The 13,086-nt window shown below is 70.8% G+C and carries 15 protein-coding genes; 9 read left to right on the forward strand and 6 right to left on the reverse strand.

Translation table 11 applies throughout. From position 1 onward, the window contains the following. The first annotated feature begins 15 nt into the window (after window positions 1-15). The 5 genes from JOD60_RS09550 (at window position 16) to JOD60_RS09570 (ending at window position 4,381) form a co-directional block, all read left to right on the forward strand. Entirely contained in the window at window positions 16-447 is a 432-nt protein-coding gene (locus JOD60_RS09550) for a histidinol dehydrogenase (protein ID WP_076690409.1), read from the forward strand. Between the two features lie 10 nt (window positions 448-457). Continuing rightward, a complete protein-coding gene (fdxA, locus tag JOD60_RS09555) occupies window positions 458-778 on the forward strand; it encodes a ferredoxin (RefSeq protein ID WP_076690410.1) in 321 nt (106 codons plus the stop codon). Between the two features lie 5 nt (window positions 779-783). Beyond that, window positions 784-1,890, forward strand: a complete 1,107-nt coding sequence (dapC, locus tag JOD60_RS09560) for a succinyldiaminopimelate transaminase (protein WP_076690411.1) — start codon at window positions 784-786, stop codon at window positions 1,888-1,890. 100 nt (window positions 1,891-1,990) lie between these two features. Beyond that, window positions 1,991-3,283: a citrate synthase gene (locus JOD60_RS09565; protein WP_076690412.1), complete on the forward strand. Its 1,293-nt coding sequence runs from the start codon at window positions 1,991-1,993 to the stop codon at window positions 3,281-3,283. A gap of 21 nt (window positions 3,284-3,304) precedes the next feature. After that, on the forward strand, window positions 3,305-4,381 hold the full coding sequence (locus tag JOD60_RS09570; RefSeq protein WP_076690413.1) for a hypothetical protein: 1,077 nt from the start codon (window positions 3,305-3,307) through the stop codon (window positions 4,379-4,381). 6 nt (window positions 4,382-4,387) lie between these two features. Here JOD60_RS09570 and ppk2 read toward each other — a convergent pair whose 3' ends face one another. Both ppk2 and dapD read right to left on the reverse strand, forming a co-directional pair. Continuing rightward, window positions 4,388-5,191 carry a polyphosphate kinase 2 gene (ppk2, locus tag JOD60_RS09575; protein ID WP_076692151.1) on the reverse strand — a complete coding sequence of 268 codons (804 nt, stop codon included), beginning with the start codon at window positions 5,189-5,191 and terminating at the stop codon, window positions 4,388-4,390. A 31-nt stretch (window positions 5,192-5,222) separates the two neighbouring features. Continuing rightward, the gene (gene dapD / locus JOD60_RS09580; RefSeq protein WP_076690414.1) at window positions 5,223-6,167 is read right to left on the reverse strand and encodes a 2,3,4,5-tetrahydropyridine-2,6-dicarboxylate N-succinyltransferase; all 945 of its coding nucleotides are present in this window, start codon (window positions 6,165-6,167) and stop codon (window positions 5,223-5,225) included. 74 nt (window positions 6,168-6,241) lie between these two features. Here dapD and dapE point away from each other — a divergent pair, with 74 nt between their 5' ends. From dapE to JOD60_RS09595, 3 genes are all read left to right on the forward strand, one after another. Then, window positions 6,242-7,318, forward strand: coding sequence for a succinyl-diaminopimelate desuccinylase (dapE, locus tag JOD60_RS09585; protein WP_076692152.1), 1,077 nt, complete (start codon window positions 6,242-6,244; stop codon window positions 7,316-7,318). Next, window positions 7,300-8,541, forward strand: coding sequence for a hypothetical protein (locus tag JOD60_RS09590; protein WP_076690415.1), 1,242 nt, complete (start codon window positions 7,300-7,302; stop codon window positions 8,539-8,541). The genes dapE and JOD60_RS09590 overlap by 19 nt, the downstream gene beginning before the upstream one ends. 87 nt (window positions 8,542-8,628) lie before the next feature. Further along, entirely contained in the window at window positions 8,629-8,802 is a 174-nt protein-coding gene (locus JOD60_RS09595; RefSeq protein ID WP_076690416.1) for a DUF3117 domain-containing protein, read from the forward strand. Window positions 8,803-8,864: 62 nt separating this feature from the next. On the opposite strand, the gene JOD60_RS09600 is transcribed toward JOD60_RS09595, so the two are convergent. After that, window positions 8,865-9,506, reverse strand: coding sequence for an O-methyltransferase (locus JOD60_RS09600; protein ID WP_076690417.1), 642 nt, complete (start codon window positions 9,504-9,506; stop codon window positions 8,865-8,867). Window positions 9,507-9,577: 71 nt separating this feature from the next. Between JOD60_RS09600 and JOD60_RS09605 the strand changes: the two genes are divergently transcribed. Beyond that, window positions 9,578-9,955, forward strand: coding sequence for a twin-arginine translocase TatA/TatE family subunit (locus JOD60_RS09605; RefSeq protein ID WP_076690418.1), 378 nt, complete (start codon window positions 9,578-9,580; stop codon window positions 9,953-9,955). 36 nt (window positions 9,956-9,991) lie between these two features. Here JOD60_RS09605 and JOD60_RS09610 read toward each other — a convergent pair whose 3' ends face one another. From JOD60_RS09610 to JOD60_RS09620, 3 genes are read right to left on the reverse strand one after another with little or no spacing between them, the layout of a single operon-like run. After that, window positions 9,992-11,197 carry an Mrp/NBP35 family ATP-binding protein gene (locus tag JOD60_RS09610; protein ID WP_076690419.1) on the reverse strand — a complete coding sequence of 402 codons (1,206 nt, stop codon included), beginning with the start codon at window positions 11,195-11,197 and terminating at the stop codon, window positions 9,992-9,994. Next, window positions 11,194-11,736 (reverse strand): DUF1003 domain-containing protein, encoded by a 543-nt coding sequence (locus tag JOD60_RS09615; RefSeq protein ID WP_076690420.1) that lies wholly within the window; start codon window positions 11,734-11,736, stop codon window positions 11,194-11,196. The genes JOD60_RS09610 and JOD60_RS09615 overlap by 4 nt, the downstream gene beginning before the upstream one ends. Beyond that, a complete protein-coding gene (locus JOD60_RS09620) occupies window positions 11,736-13,028 on the reverse strand; it encodes a magnesium transporter MgtE N-terminal domain-containing protein (protein WP_204981589.1) in 1,293 nt (430 codons plus the stop codon). The genes JOD60_RS09615 and JOD60_RS09620 overlap by 1 nt, the downstream gene beginning before the upstream one ends. Window positions 13,029-13,086 lie beyond the last annotated feature (58 nt).

Raw genomic sequence — 13,086 nt, forward strand, 5'->3', positions numbered from 1 at the left:
GCGTAGACTCCCGGCGTGGGTATCGCGCGCATCGGCACGTGGGTCGTGTCCGTCGTCATCGGGCTCGTCTACGGCGTCGCCGGCACCATCGGGCAGGCGGCCATGTGGGGTGCGCTGCCGGTGGGCCTCATCGTGGCGATCGTCGGCACCGGTGCGCTGCTTCTCGCCGTGCGACTGCTGACGCTCGACCGCTGGTCCGCCCTCGCGGCGGGAATGGGTGCCATGATCGCGACGCTCGTCTTCTCCGGGCGCGGCCCGGGCGGATCGGTCGTGGTGCCCGCGCCGGCGGAGGGCACGATCTCGACCGGCGTCATCTGGACCATCGCCGTCCCGATCCTCACCGCTCTCGTCGTCGCCTGGCCGTCCCTGCGGTCGAGCGGGTCCTCCCCGGCATCCGACCGGGCCGTGCCGGCGGCGCCGGACGCCGAGGCCGGCACCACGAACTAGACTCGAAGGCGTGACATATGTGATCGCCTTGCCGTGCGTGGATGTGAAGGACCGTGCCTGCATCGACGAGTGTCCCGTCGACTGCATCTACGAAGGCGAGCGCTCGCTGTACATCCACCCCGACGAATGCGTCGACTGCGGTGCCTGCGAGCCGGTCTGCCCCGTCGAGGCGATCTACTACGAGGACGACCTGCCCGACGAGTGGCAGGACTACTACACCGCGAACGTGGAGTTCTTCGAGGACATCGGCTCGCCCGGCGGCGCTGCCAAGGTCGGCGTGATCCCGAAGGACCACCCCATCATCGCCGCGCTCCCGCCCCAGGAGCACTGACCTTCGTGGCCGTCCGCGACCTCGACGACTACCCCTGGGACGCCGTCGCCCCATACGCGCGCCGCGCCGCCGCACACCCCGGGGGTGCCGTCGACCTGTCGATCGGGTCGCCCGTGGACGCGACCCCCGCCGTCGTCGCCGACGCGCTGCGCGCGGCCACCGACGCGCACGCGTACCCGCAGACGGTCGGCACCCCGGCCCTGCGCGAAGCCATCGCGGCCTGGTACGACCGCCGGCGCGGCGTGCCCGGACTGGGAGTCGGCGAGGTGCTGCCCACGGTCGGCTCCAAAGAACTCGTCGCCCTGCTGCCGTTGCTGCTGGACATCGGCGCGGGCGACGTCGTCGTGCACCCGCGCGCGGCCTATCCCACCTACGAAGTGGGCGCGAAGCTCGTCGGCGCGACGCCGTTCGCCTCGGATGACCCCGCCGAATGGCCCGACGGCACACGCCTGGTCTGGCTCAACACGCCCGGAAACCCCGACGGTCGCGTCCTGGATATCGCCGAGTTGCGGGCCGCCGTGGCCCGCGCGCGGGAGCTCGGCGCCGTGATCGCCAGCGACGAGTGCTACGCCGAGCTCGGCTGGGAGGGACCGTGGGCGGGGGAGCGCGTCCCCAGCATCCTCGATCCCCGCGTCGTCGGCGACGACCGCTCGGGTGTGCTGTCGGTCTACTCCCTCAGCAAGCAGTCGAACCTCGCCGGCTACCGCGCGGCGTTCCTCGCGGGGGATGCCGGGATCGTCGCCGCGCTGGTGACGGCACGCAAGCACCTGGGGCTCATGCTGCCGGCTCCGGTCCAGGCCGCGATGACGGTGGCCCTCGCCGACGACGCGCACGTCGCGGAGCAGCGTGAGCGGTATCGGGCGCGCCGTGCCGTGCTCAAGCCGGCACTGGAAGCGGCGGGCTTTCGCATCGACCACTCCGAAGGCGGCCTGTACCTGTGGGCCACCGAAGGCGTCGACGCGTGGGAGAGCATGGCAAGGCTCGCCGACCTCGGCATCCTCGCCGGCCCCGGGCACTTCTACGGCACGCACTTCCCGCAGCACGTGCGCTTCTCGCTCACCGCGACCGACGAGCGCATCGCGGCGGCGGCGCAACGCCTGACGCAGTCGTAGGTTTCCTCCTACGCATCCGCCGATCCTTTGCCGTGGATCTGAGTAGGCCCGCACGGCCAGTAGGCTGTAAAGGATCCCCCAACGACCGCAAGGAGGCTTCGTGAGCGACGTGGGAAACCCCCCGAAGGCCACGGTCACCGTCGGTGACAGAACCGCAGAACTGCCGATCCTGACCGGCACCGAGGGCGTCCCCAGCGTCGACTTCTCGACGTTCACGAAGCAGACCGGGCACACCTCGCTCGACTACGGCTTCGTCAACACGGCGGCGACGAAGTCGGCCATCACCTACATCGACGGAGATCAGGGCATCCTCCGCTACCGCGGCTACCCGATCGAACAGCTCGCCAAGCACAGCACGTACCTCGAGGTCGCGTGGCTGCTGCTGTACGGCGAACTGCCGACGGCTGATCAGCTCTCCAAGTGGGACGACGAGATCCGCCACCACACGCTCCTGCACGAAGACCTCAAGCGCTTCTTCTCCTCGCTGCCGCACACGGCGCACCCCATGTCGGTGCTGTCGGCGGCCACGGCGGCGCTCTCGACCTACTACGAGGGCCAGTCCGACCCGGACAACCCCGAGCACGTCGAGCTCAACACGATCCGCCTGCTGGCCAAGCTCCCGGTGATCGCGGCGTACGCGCACAAGAAGTCGATCGGCCAGGCCTTCCTGTACCCGGACAACTCGCTGAGCTTCGTCGACAACTTCCTCAAGCTCAACTTCGGCAACCTCGCCGAGGTCTACGAGGTCAATCCCGTCACCTCGCGCGCGCTGGAGCGGCTGCTCATCCTGCACGAGGACCACGAGCAGAACGCCTCGACCTCGACCGTGCGCCTCGTCGGATCGACCGGCGCCAACCAGTTCTCGTCGATCTCCGCCGGCATCAACGCTCTGTACGGCCCGCTGCACGGCGGCGCCAACGAAGCGGTGCTCGACATGCTGGCGCGCATCCGCGACTCCGGCGAGAGCGTTGAGCGTTTCGTCGAGCGCGTCAAGAACAAGGAGGACGGTGTCAAGCTCATGGGCTTCGGGCACCGCGTCTACAAGAACTACGACCCGCGCGCGAAGCTCGTGAAGGAGTCCGCTGACGAGGTGCTCGCCGAGCTCGGCGTGCATGACCCGCTGCTGGATCTCGCGAAGGAGCTCGAGGAGATCGCCCTCAGCGACGACTACTTCAAGGAGCGCCGGCTCTACCCGAACGTCGACTTCTACACGGGCGTCATCTACAAGGCGATGGGCTTCCCGACGCGCATGTTCACGCCGCTGTTCGCGATCGGGCGTCTGCCCGGCTGGCTCGCGCACTGGACCGAGATGCAGAACGACCCGCAGACCAAGATCGGCCGCCCGCAGCAGCTCTACATCGGCGCGGGCGAGCGCAACTACCCCGGCATCTGACCCGACTGCCAAGATCGAGGGATGACCCCTGATCTGCTGAGCGGTCCGCGCGGGCGTCGCCTGTGTCTGCAACTGGCGTGCGAGGTATCCGACACCGTGCGCCGCCTGCTGCACGAGCTCGCGTACAACGCCGACGTCGCGGCCGGAGCCGCGGTCGTGCTGTTCGGCTGGAACGACGACGGCTCGACGTTCGAGACGCGCGGGCAGGTCGAGACGTCGGCGACGACGGCCGCGCTGGCCGACGCGATCCGCGCGGTGGGAGCTTTCACGCCGACCACCGACGACCTGTACGCGGCGATGCTGCGCGCCGTCGACAGCGCGCGGTACTGGCAGGAGCCCGACGGTGAAGACACCATCGCGGCGGATGCCGCCGTGTGCGCATCGCTGGCCGCGATCGCCGGGGCGGTTGCCGCGCTCCCCGAGACCGCGTGGTGGAGTCGCGATCGCACGGCGGAGCAGTGGGCCGTCGAGTTCGATCCGAGCGGGAACGGCGCGCCGTTCGATGCGGCTCCCGACGGCGCGCAGAAGTGGCGCGAGAACACCGTCGCAGAAGAGGCACACGCTCGCGCCGAGCGCCCGTCGGATGTCACGGCGAACTACAGCGGCACGTGGTGGTCACACCCGTGGGGCTGTCCGCACACGACCGGCGCTCTGCCGACGGGGGTTCCCGCCGGCATCCCGTTCGTCGAGGACGGCCTCGGCTGGACCCACGCGGTCGCGGTGCCGGTACGCGGCGCAGGCCGGACGTTCGAGATCCGCACCGCCCACGATTGGGCCGAGCTGTGTCGGCGTTTCCCGCTCGGGGTCACGGCCGGCCGCCGCCACGACTGGTACCGCGTCACCGGTCGCGACGGCCGGTGGCTGCTGCCCGACTGGACGCGCGTCGCACAGGAGTGGGACGCCGTGCACCTCACGGGCCTCGCCTACCTGACCGCCGCGACGCGCGAGATCGAGGTGGATGCCGAGTACTCGAGCGTCATCGGTGGGTGGGGCCCCGACGAGACCTACTGGCTCACCGGCCTCGTGCGCGAGGTCGAAGGCCCGCGCGTGCACTGGCAGGCGCATGCCCCGGAAGGACCGTGGGACCGGGCACCCTGACCCGGATCACTCCGCCGCGGCGTCATCCGGGAGAATGGTCGCGACGTAGTCGGGCACGTAGTTCTGCAGTTCGCGCGGAGGGCGTTCGTATCCGCCCGACGGCGGGCGCGGCGGGATCACGATCGGGGCGCGCTCGACATGCTCGTAGGGAATCTGAGACAGCAGGTGATGGATCATGTTGATCCGCCCGCGGCGCTTGTCGTCGTTGTCGACCTCGAACCAGCGTGCCTCGGGGATGTCGGTGTGCACGACCATCGTGTCCTTCGCGCGCGAATAGTCCTCCCACTTGGTGATCGACAGGACGTCGTTGGGGGAGAGCTTCCACCGCCGCAGCGGATCGTCGTTGCGTGAGCGGAACCGTTTCTCCTGCTCCACATCGGACACGCTGAACCAGTACTTCAGGAGCAGGACGCCGTCTTCGACCAGCATCCGCTCGAAGATCGGCGCCTGGTGGAGGAACCGGTGGTACTCGATGTTGGTGCAGTAGCCCATGACGTGCTCGACGCCCGCGCGGTTGTACCAGGAGCGATCCATCAGCACGATCTCGCCGGCGGCCGGCAGATGCGGCACGTAGCGCTGGAAGTACCACTGGGTCTTCTCGCGTTCGGTCGGTGTCGGGAGGGCGACGACCCGCGTGACGCGGGGATTGAGGTACTGCGAGACGCGGCTGATGGTCGAGCCCTTGCCCGCGGCATCGCGCCCTTCGAAGATGACGACGACACGGGCGCCGCTTGCCTGCACCCAGGCCTGCATATCGACGAGCCGGGCTTGCAGGGCCTTCAGCTCCTTCTCGTACACCTTCTTCGGCATCCGCTCGCTCATGTGTCGAGCGTAGTGGTGCTCAGGCGTGCAGCGCCTCGTTGAGCGTGACGCCCTTACCCTCGCGGCGCACGGCCTCGATCGCACCCGACAGCGAGTTACGGCGGAACAGGATGCCGTTCTGACCCGACAGCTGTGCGCCCTTGACGACGGGGCGGGTGCCGTCGTGCAGCGGCGCCTCGTTCGCGAGCACGATCTTCGACCCGGCCGTGACGTACAGGCCCGCCTCCACGATGCAGTCGTCGCCGAGCGAGATGCCGATGCCGGCGTTCGCTCCGAGGAGCGTCCGCGCGCCGATCGACACGCGGTGCGTGCCGCCGCCCGAGAGCGTCCCCATGATGGATGCGCCGCCGCCGATGTCCGACCCGTCGCCGACCGTGACGCCCTGCGAGATGCGACCCTCGACCATCGAGGCGCCGAGCGTGCCGGCGTTGAAGTTCACGAAACCCTCGTGCATGACCGTCGTTCCGGGCGCCAGGTGTGCGCCGAGCCGCACGCGCGAGGCATCGGCGATGCGCACGCCGGCGGGGGTGACGTAGTCCGTCAGGCGCGGGAACTTGTCGATGCCCTGGGTCTGGATGCCGGCGCGCTGCAGCGCCGGACGCAGGCGTGCCGCCGCCTCGGGGTGGACGGGCCCGGCCGTCGTCCATGCGACGTTCGGCAGATGGGAGAAGATGCCCGTGAGGTCGAGCTCGTTCGGCGCGACCAGCAGATGCGACAGGGCGTGCAGACGCAGGTAGGCGTCGCTCGTGCTGCTCGGGGCGGCATCGAGGTCGATCTCGACCACGACGACCTCGACCGTGACCTCGCGGCGCTCGTCGGGCCCGGCGAACGGCTCCAAGGCCGAGGTGTCGGCGGATGCCGGGGCGCGCCCGGCCTCGGGGGCGGGGTACCAGGTGTCGAGCACGGTGCCGTCGGCGGCCCGCGTGGCAAGGCCGGCACCCCAGATCCATCGTTCGTCGGTCATGCATCCAGCGTATCGGCGTCCCGCCGGCATCCCGCCCCGGGTCGTGCCCGACCGCCGCGGATAGAATCGACGCCATGCCCGAGCTCGACCTCACCGCCACGTCCGTCGACCTCACGCGCGCGATCTGCGACATCCCCAGCGTGTCGGGGCAGGAGACCCCGCTCGCGGATGCGATCTTCCGGGCCGTGAGCGCCCTCGACCACCTGGACGTGTACCGCGACGGCGACACGATCGTGGCGCGCACCCGGCTCGGCCGCGCGCAGCGGGTCGCGATCGCCGGCCACATCGACACGGTGCCCATCAACGATAACCTCCCGACGCGCGACATCGAGATCGACGGCGAGCCGTACCTCTGGGGCCGCGGCACTGTCGACATGAAGGGCGGCACCGCGGTGCAGCTGCGCCTCGCCGCCGAGCTCGTCGCGCCCCGCGTCGACATCACCTGGCTCTGGTACGACAACGAAGAGGTGGATGCCGACCTCAACGGCCTCGCGCGCCTCGCCCGCAGCCGACCCGACCTGTTCGAGGCCGACTTCGCGATCCTCGGGGAGCCCTCGAACGGTCAGGTCGAGGGCGGCTGCAACGGCACGCTGCGTGTCGTCGCCCGCACGCACGGCGTCCGCGCGCACAGCGCGCGGGCGTGGATGGGGGAGAACGCCATCCACCGCGCCGCCCCGATCCTCGCCCGCCTCGCCGAGTACCGTCCGCGCGAGGTCGCGGTCGACGGTCTCGTCTACCGGGAGAGCTTGAACGCGGTGCGCATCTCCGGGGGCGTCGCCGGCAACGTCATCCCCGATCGCTGCGACGTCGAGATCAACTACCGCTTCGCGCCCAGCCGCACCCTCGAGCAGGCAGCGGAGCACGTGCGCGCCGTCTTGGAGGGCTTCGAGGTCGAGGTCGTCGACGGCGCGGCCGGTGCCCGCCCGGGCCTGGACGCCCCGTTGGCGCAGGAGTTCCTCGCCGCCGTCGGCGCCGAGCAGCGGCCGAAGTACGGCTGGACCGATGTGGCGCGCTTCGCGGCGCTGGGCGTCCCCGCCGTCAACTACGGCCCGGGCGACCCGAGCCTTGCTCACCACGACGAGGAGCGCGTGCCGTACGCGCAGATCGAGGACGTCGAGCGGGGCCTGCGCGCGTGGCTGAGCGCGCGCTGACGTCGGATGCCGCGGCGCCCGCACCGGAGCGGGGCCTGCTCGCGCTGCGTCCTGCGCTGGCCGTCGCCGTGCTGTATGCCGGTGCGCGCATCATCACGACGCTCTTCCTGATCATCGCGGCCGGGCTGTCGGGTCCCACCTCGCGCTTCGGAGCCGATGCCACCCTCGGCACGCTCTCGATGGGCTGGGACGCGCAGTGGTACTGGGTGGTCGCGACGTCGGGCTACCCGACCGACCTGCCGCTCGATGACGCCGGGACCGTGACGAACAACGCCTGGGCGTTCATGCCGGTGTACCCCGCTCTCTCGCGCGCGCTGTCGGTGGTGCTCGGCGGTCAGTACCCGCTCGCGGCTGTCATGTTGGCCATCGTCGCGGGCTATTTCGCCTGTCTCGTGCTGTTCCACCTGCTGCGCGAGCGCATCGGCAAGGGCACCGCGCTCTGGGCGGTCGCGCTGCTCGCGGCATCCCCGCTCGGCGCCATCTTCCAGATGGGCTATGCCGAGAGCCTCTTCCTGCTCTGGCTGTTCCTCGCGCTGTGGCTGCTCGTGCAGCGCCGGTTCGGCTGGTTGTACCTCCTCATTCCGCTCATGGGATACACCCGTCCCGGGGTGCTCGCGTTCGCGCTGCTGCTGGGGCTGTACGGCATCCGTCGCTGGTGGCGACGACGCGCCGACCCGCTGCCGGCGCCCGAGGCCGTGCACATCGTGCTGCTGGGCCTGCTCGCCGTGCTCATCGGATTCTCGTGGCAGGTGATCGCCGGCTACGTCACCGGCGACCCGAGCGCGTATCTCGAGACCGAGCTGTCGTGGCGGCGCGGCTGGATCGGCGAGGGCGACGGCGGGTTCGTGCCGCTGTCGGGGTTCGTGCAGGCGGCGGCCCTGTGGTTCCGCCTGTGGGGCCTGCCCGAGGTGCTGGGCTACGTCGCACTGGGGGCGGCGGTGCTCGCCCTGGCGGCGCTGCTGCTGTTCGAGCCCCACGTACGACGGCTGGGTCCGGAGGTGCGGCTGTGGTCGGCCAGCTACCTCGTGTACCTGCTGCTGGTGTTCTTCCCGCAGTCGAGCATCTTCCGGCTGCTGCTGCCGCTCGCACCGTTATACGGCGCGATCGCCGGTCCCCGGCATCCGGCATGGCGGCTCGGGATGCTGGGGCTCGGCCTTCTCGGCCAATGGTGGTGGATCTACGAGATGCTCGCCCTCGGCAACTCCTATACCCAGATCCCGTGACCGTATTCAGGCGTATCGGTGTGGCGGCCGGGACTGTCAGCGTACCGATAAACTTGATGTGTAGTCCGATGACGAAAGGGAGCCGCAATGGCAGCCATGAAGCCGCGAACCGGGGACGGACCGATGGAGGCCGTGAAGGAGGGGCGCCTGATCATCGTGCGCGTTCCCCTCGAGGGCGGCGGACGACTCGTCGTCTCTGTCAATGACGAAGAGGCGAAGGAACTCCACGGAGTGCTCGGTGAGGTCGTCGGCGCCGCCTGACACCTCAGCTCACGAATGGATGGCCGGTCTGCGGACCGGCCATTCGTCGTCTCCGCGGCGTCTCAGCGCTGCTCCGCCGCCACCGTCGTCAGCTGGAGCAGGCCTTCGCCCGCGATCGAGAGCGCGCCGAGGACGGCGGGGGAGGCCTGCGTCTCCTGAATGAGGGTGCGGTAGGCGGTCGTGACGGCGTCGCGGCGGACCGGGTCGGCGACGGCGCCCCCGGCGAGGACGCGCGGGATCAGCACGGTGCCGCCGGCGCGGACCAGGCGCAGCCCGTGCTCGACGTAGTCGATGACGCCCTCCTCGTCGGCATCCACGAGGACGATGTCGTACGACGCCTCGTTCATGCGGGGAAGCACATCGGCGGCGCGGCCGGTGATGAATCGAGCGCGCGCCGGCGGCACCTTCGCGTCCACGAAGGCGGCGCGGGCGGCGGCGAGGTGCTCGGGCTCCTTGTCGATGGTCGTGAGGGTCGCCCGCGGCGAGCCGCGCAGCAGCCACAGGCCCGACACCCCCGCGCCGGTGCCGATCTCGACGATGTTCAAGGCGGCGGTCGCGGCGGCGATGACGGCGATCTGCGCGCCGACGGCGGGACTGACCGGGGCGGCGCCGAGCTCCAGAGCGTGGGCTCGCGCCCGCTCGATGGGGTCGGGCTCGACGGTCACCTCGTCGACGTACCTGCGGATCGCGTCGTGATCGGCCATGTGCTTCCTCCCCTGCCAGCGTACGTCGCGCGGAGCGCGGTGCCCCGCAGGCGCACGGGTAACCTTGAGGCATGTTCTTCGGCCTCGACTGGGACAAACTCGTCCTGATCCTGATCGTGGCCGCACTCCTGGTGGGACCCGAGCGCCTCCCGCGCTACGCCGAGTCGCTCGCGCGGCTCACGGTGCGCGCCCGCGAGTGGCTGAGCGGTGCCAAGACGCGCGTGAAGGAGGAGCTGGGCGACGACTTCGACGACGTCGAGTGGCGCAAGCTCGACCCGCGTCAGTACGACCCGCGACGGATCATCCGCGATGCGCTGCTCGAGGACGCCCCGGTTCCCACTGTGCAGGCCGCCGCCGTCGGCACGGCGATCGCCGCGACCGCGACGACGCCGCTCGCGGCCTCCTTCGACCCGCAGCGCGACGTCCCGTTCGACAACGAGGCCACCTGACGCGCGCGCCCAGGTGTCTCCGGTGCGTCGCGCGCGTCAGCGCGGCGTGAAGGGCAACGGCCGACGGGCGAGGCCCCGCGGATGCATCGCGAGCGCGTCGGCGACGCGGGCGATCTGAACGGCAGCCGGGTCGGTCGGTTCGGCGACGACGACCGGCACCCCGGCATCGCCGCCGCGGCGCAGCGCGGGGCTGAGCGGCACCGAGGCGAGGAGCGGCACCGCCCCCGCGTCCGGACCTGCGGCGTCTGCGCCCCCGGCATCCGGGCCCCCGGTGCCCGCACCCCCGGTCGTGGACAGTGCCGCGGCGACGGCGGCGCCGCCGCCGGAGCCGAACAGGTCGAGGGTCGTGCCGTCGGGCAGGGTCATCGCCGCCATGTTCTCCACGACCCCGATGACGCGCTGTCCGGTCTGTGCGGCGACGAGTCCGCTGCGCACGGCGACGTCGGATGCCGCGGTCTGCGGCGTCGTGACCACGAGGACGTCGGCATGGGGGAGCAGCTGCCCCACCGAGATCGCGACGTCGCCGGTGCCCGGCGGCATGTCGATCAGGAGGATGTCGAGATCGCCGAAGAACACATCGGTGAGGAACTGCGACACCGTCCGGTGCAGCATGGGCCCCCGCCACGCCACCGCCGCCGAGGCCGGCTGGTCGCGCGGCAGGAACATGCCGATGGAGATGGTCTTCACGCCGTAGGCGACCGGGGGCAGCATGAGGTCGTCGATGCGCGTGGGCGCGGGTGGCCGACCGTCGTCGTCCGTCAGGCCCAGCAGCGCCGGGATCGAGAAGCCGTGCACGTCGGCGTCGATGAGGCCGACGGCGAGACCCCGTGCGGCGAGCGCGACGGCGAGGTTCGCGGTGAGCGTCGACTTGCCGACGCCGCCCTTGCCGCTGGTGACCGCGACGACGCGCGTGAGACTGTCGGGACCGAACGGCATCTGCCGCGCCGCGCGGCCGCCGCGCAGGCGCTCGGTCAGCGCCTGGCGCTCCGTCGGCGTCATCACCCCGACCGACAGGTCGACCTCGTCGATGCCCGGGACGGATGCCGCGGCATCCGTCACCTCGCGGGAGATCCGGTCGGCGGCGGGGCAGCCGACGATCGTGAGCGCGATGTGCACGTGCGCCACGGTGCCGTCGACCTCGACGCCACGCACCATGTCGAGCTCTGCGAGCGGCCGGCGCAGTTCCGGATCGGTGACGGCGCCCACGGCCGCGCGCACCGCGGCGGAGAGGTCGCCGGTCACGGCTCGCGACTGCCTGCGGCCGGTTCGGCGCTCTCGCGGGCATCGCGGCTGTCGTCGAGCTGCGCGAGCAGCGACTTCAACTCCTGGCGCAGCACGTCACGCGTCACGACCTGTCCCGACACGTCCGTCAGCGCCATCCGCAGCGCCACGACCTCGCGGGCGAGGTACTCCGTGTCGGCGAGGTTGCGCTCGGCGCGCTGACGGTCCTGCTCGATCTGCACGCGGTCGCGGTCGTCCTGCCGGTTCTGTGCGAGCAGGATCAGGGGAGCGGCATACGACGCCTGCAGCGACAGGATCAGCGTCAGCAGGGTGAAGTTCGTCTCGGCGGGGTCGAACTGCCACTGCCGATCCGCCGTTGTATTCCAGATCAGCCATACCGCGACGAAGACCGTCATCCCGATGAGGAATCCGCTCGTGCCCATCGCCCGGGCGAACGCCTCGGAGAAGCGCCCGAACCGGTCGCGCGAGGGCTGCGGCGCGCGCCGCGTCCCGCGCCCGAGGGGCGCATCGAGAACCGGTTGCCGTTTCTTCCGCGCCATCACAGCCGCACCCCCGGCCGCACCGGAGCGGGGCCGGATGCCGCGGCATCCGCCTCATCGCCGTCGTGAGAGCGCCAGTCCTCCGGCAGGAGGTAGTCCAGCACGTCGTCGACGCTGACCGCGCCGACGAGGCGATGGGCTTGGTCGACGACCGGGACCGAGACGAGGTTGTAACTCGCGAGCAGGCGCGCCACCTCGGCGGCCGAGGCCGTCACCGGCAGCGCGTCGACGGTGTCGTCGATGATCGCGCCGAGCCGCTCGTGCGGGGGATAGCGCAGCATCCGCTGGAAGTGGACCGTGCCGAGCAGGCGCCCGGTGGGCGTCTCGTACGGCGGGAGAGTGACGAAGACGGCGGCGGCGAGGGCGGGGTGCAGCTCATGCCGGCGGATGAGGGCGAGGGCCTCGGCCACAGTGGCGTCGGCCGAGAGCACGATCGGCTCGCTCGTCATGAGGCCGCCGGCGGTGTCGGGGCCGTACTTCAGGAGGGCGCGCACGTCCTCGGCCTCCTCCGGCTCCATGAGTTCGAGAAGCTCTTCGCGCTGTTCCTCGGGCAGCTGTGCGAGGACGTCGGCCGCGTCGTCGGGCTCCATCTGGTCGAGGATGTCGGCGGCGCGCTCATCGCCGAGGGCTTCGAGGATGTGGACCTGCTCCTCCTCGGGCATCTCCTCGAGAGCGTCGGCGAGACGGTCGTCGGAGAGCTCCTCGGCGACCTCGAGCAGACGCTCCTCGGGCAGATCCAGCAGCGTGTTGGCGAGATCGGCGGGCTTGAGCTCGGAGTAGGTGGCGACGAGCTGCTCCGCCGACTGCGACTCACCGGGGGACAGGTGCTCGCGCACATCCGTCCAGTTCGCGAACGTCGTCGGTCCCTTCGCGAACGGCGAGGCGCTGGTCTTGGGCTTGCGCAGGAACAGCTGGCCGATGTCCCATTCGCCCAGGCGATCGCGCTCGATGGCGACGTCCTCGATGACGGCCTCGCCGGAGCCGTCGGTGAAGTACACCTTGCGGCCGAGCAGCTCGGTCATCACCCGCACCTCGCCACCGCGCTGCTGGAAGCGGCGCACGTTGATGAGTCCGGTCGTGATGACCTGACCCGACTGGATGGACGTGACGCGCCCGATGGAGAGGAAGACGTGCCGGCGACCGGGGATCTCGACGACGAGGCCGACGACTCGCGGCGGATCGTCTTTTCGGTAGATGACGACGACGTCACGGACCTTGCCGAGCCGGTCGCCCGCGGGGTCGAAGACGGTGCAGCCGACCAGGCGTGCCACGAAAACCCTCTGCGTACTCACTCGTCCAGCGTAGTCCGGGAGCCTCCGGCCGGACGGGGACGGCGCTGAACACGGCGTG

Source organism: Microbacterium aurum (assembly GCF_016907815.1).
Classification (GTDB): domain Bacteria; phylum Actinomycetota; class Actinomycetes; order Actinomycetales; family Microbacteriaceae; genus Microbacterium; species Microbacterium aurum.

What these genes read in the sequence shown, in the direction of transcription:
- JOD60_RS09570 (WP_076690413.1), top strand. Translation starts at nt 3,305, where the DNA reads ATGACCCCTGATCTGCTGAGCGGTCCGCGCGGGCGTCGCCTGTGTCTG.
- ppk2 (WP_076692151.1), bottom strand. Translation starts at nt 5,191, where the DNA reads ATGCCGAAGAAGGTGTACGAGAAGGAGCTGAAGGCCCTGCAAGCCCGG.
- dapD (WP_076690414.1), bottom strand. Translation starts at nt 6,167, where the DNA reads ATGACCGACGAACGATGGATCTGGGGTGCCGGCCTTGCCACGCGGGCC.
- dapE (WP_076692152.1), top strand. Translation starts at nt 6,242, where the DNA reads ATGCCCGAGCTCGACCTCACCGCCACGTCCGTCGACCTCACGCGCGCG.
- JOD60_RS09595 (WP_076690416.1), top strand. Translation starts at nt 8,629, where the DNA reads ATGGCAGCCATGAAGCCGCGAACCGGGGACGGACCGATGGAGGCCGTG.
- JOD60_RS09600 (WP_076690417.1), bottom strand. Translation starts at nt 9,506, where the DNA reads ATGGCCGATCACGACGCGATCCGCAGGTACGTCGACGAGGTGACCGTC.
- JOD60_RS09605 (WP_076690418.1), top strand. Translation starts at nt 9,578, where the DNA reads ATGTTCTTCGGCCTCGACTGGGACAAACTCGTCCTGATCCTGATCGTG.
- JOD60_RS09615 (WP_076690420.1), bottom strand. Translation starts at nt 11,736, where the DNA reads ATGGCGCGGAAGAAACGGCAACCGGTTCTCGATGCGCCCCTCGGGCGC.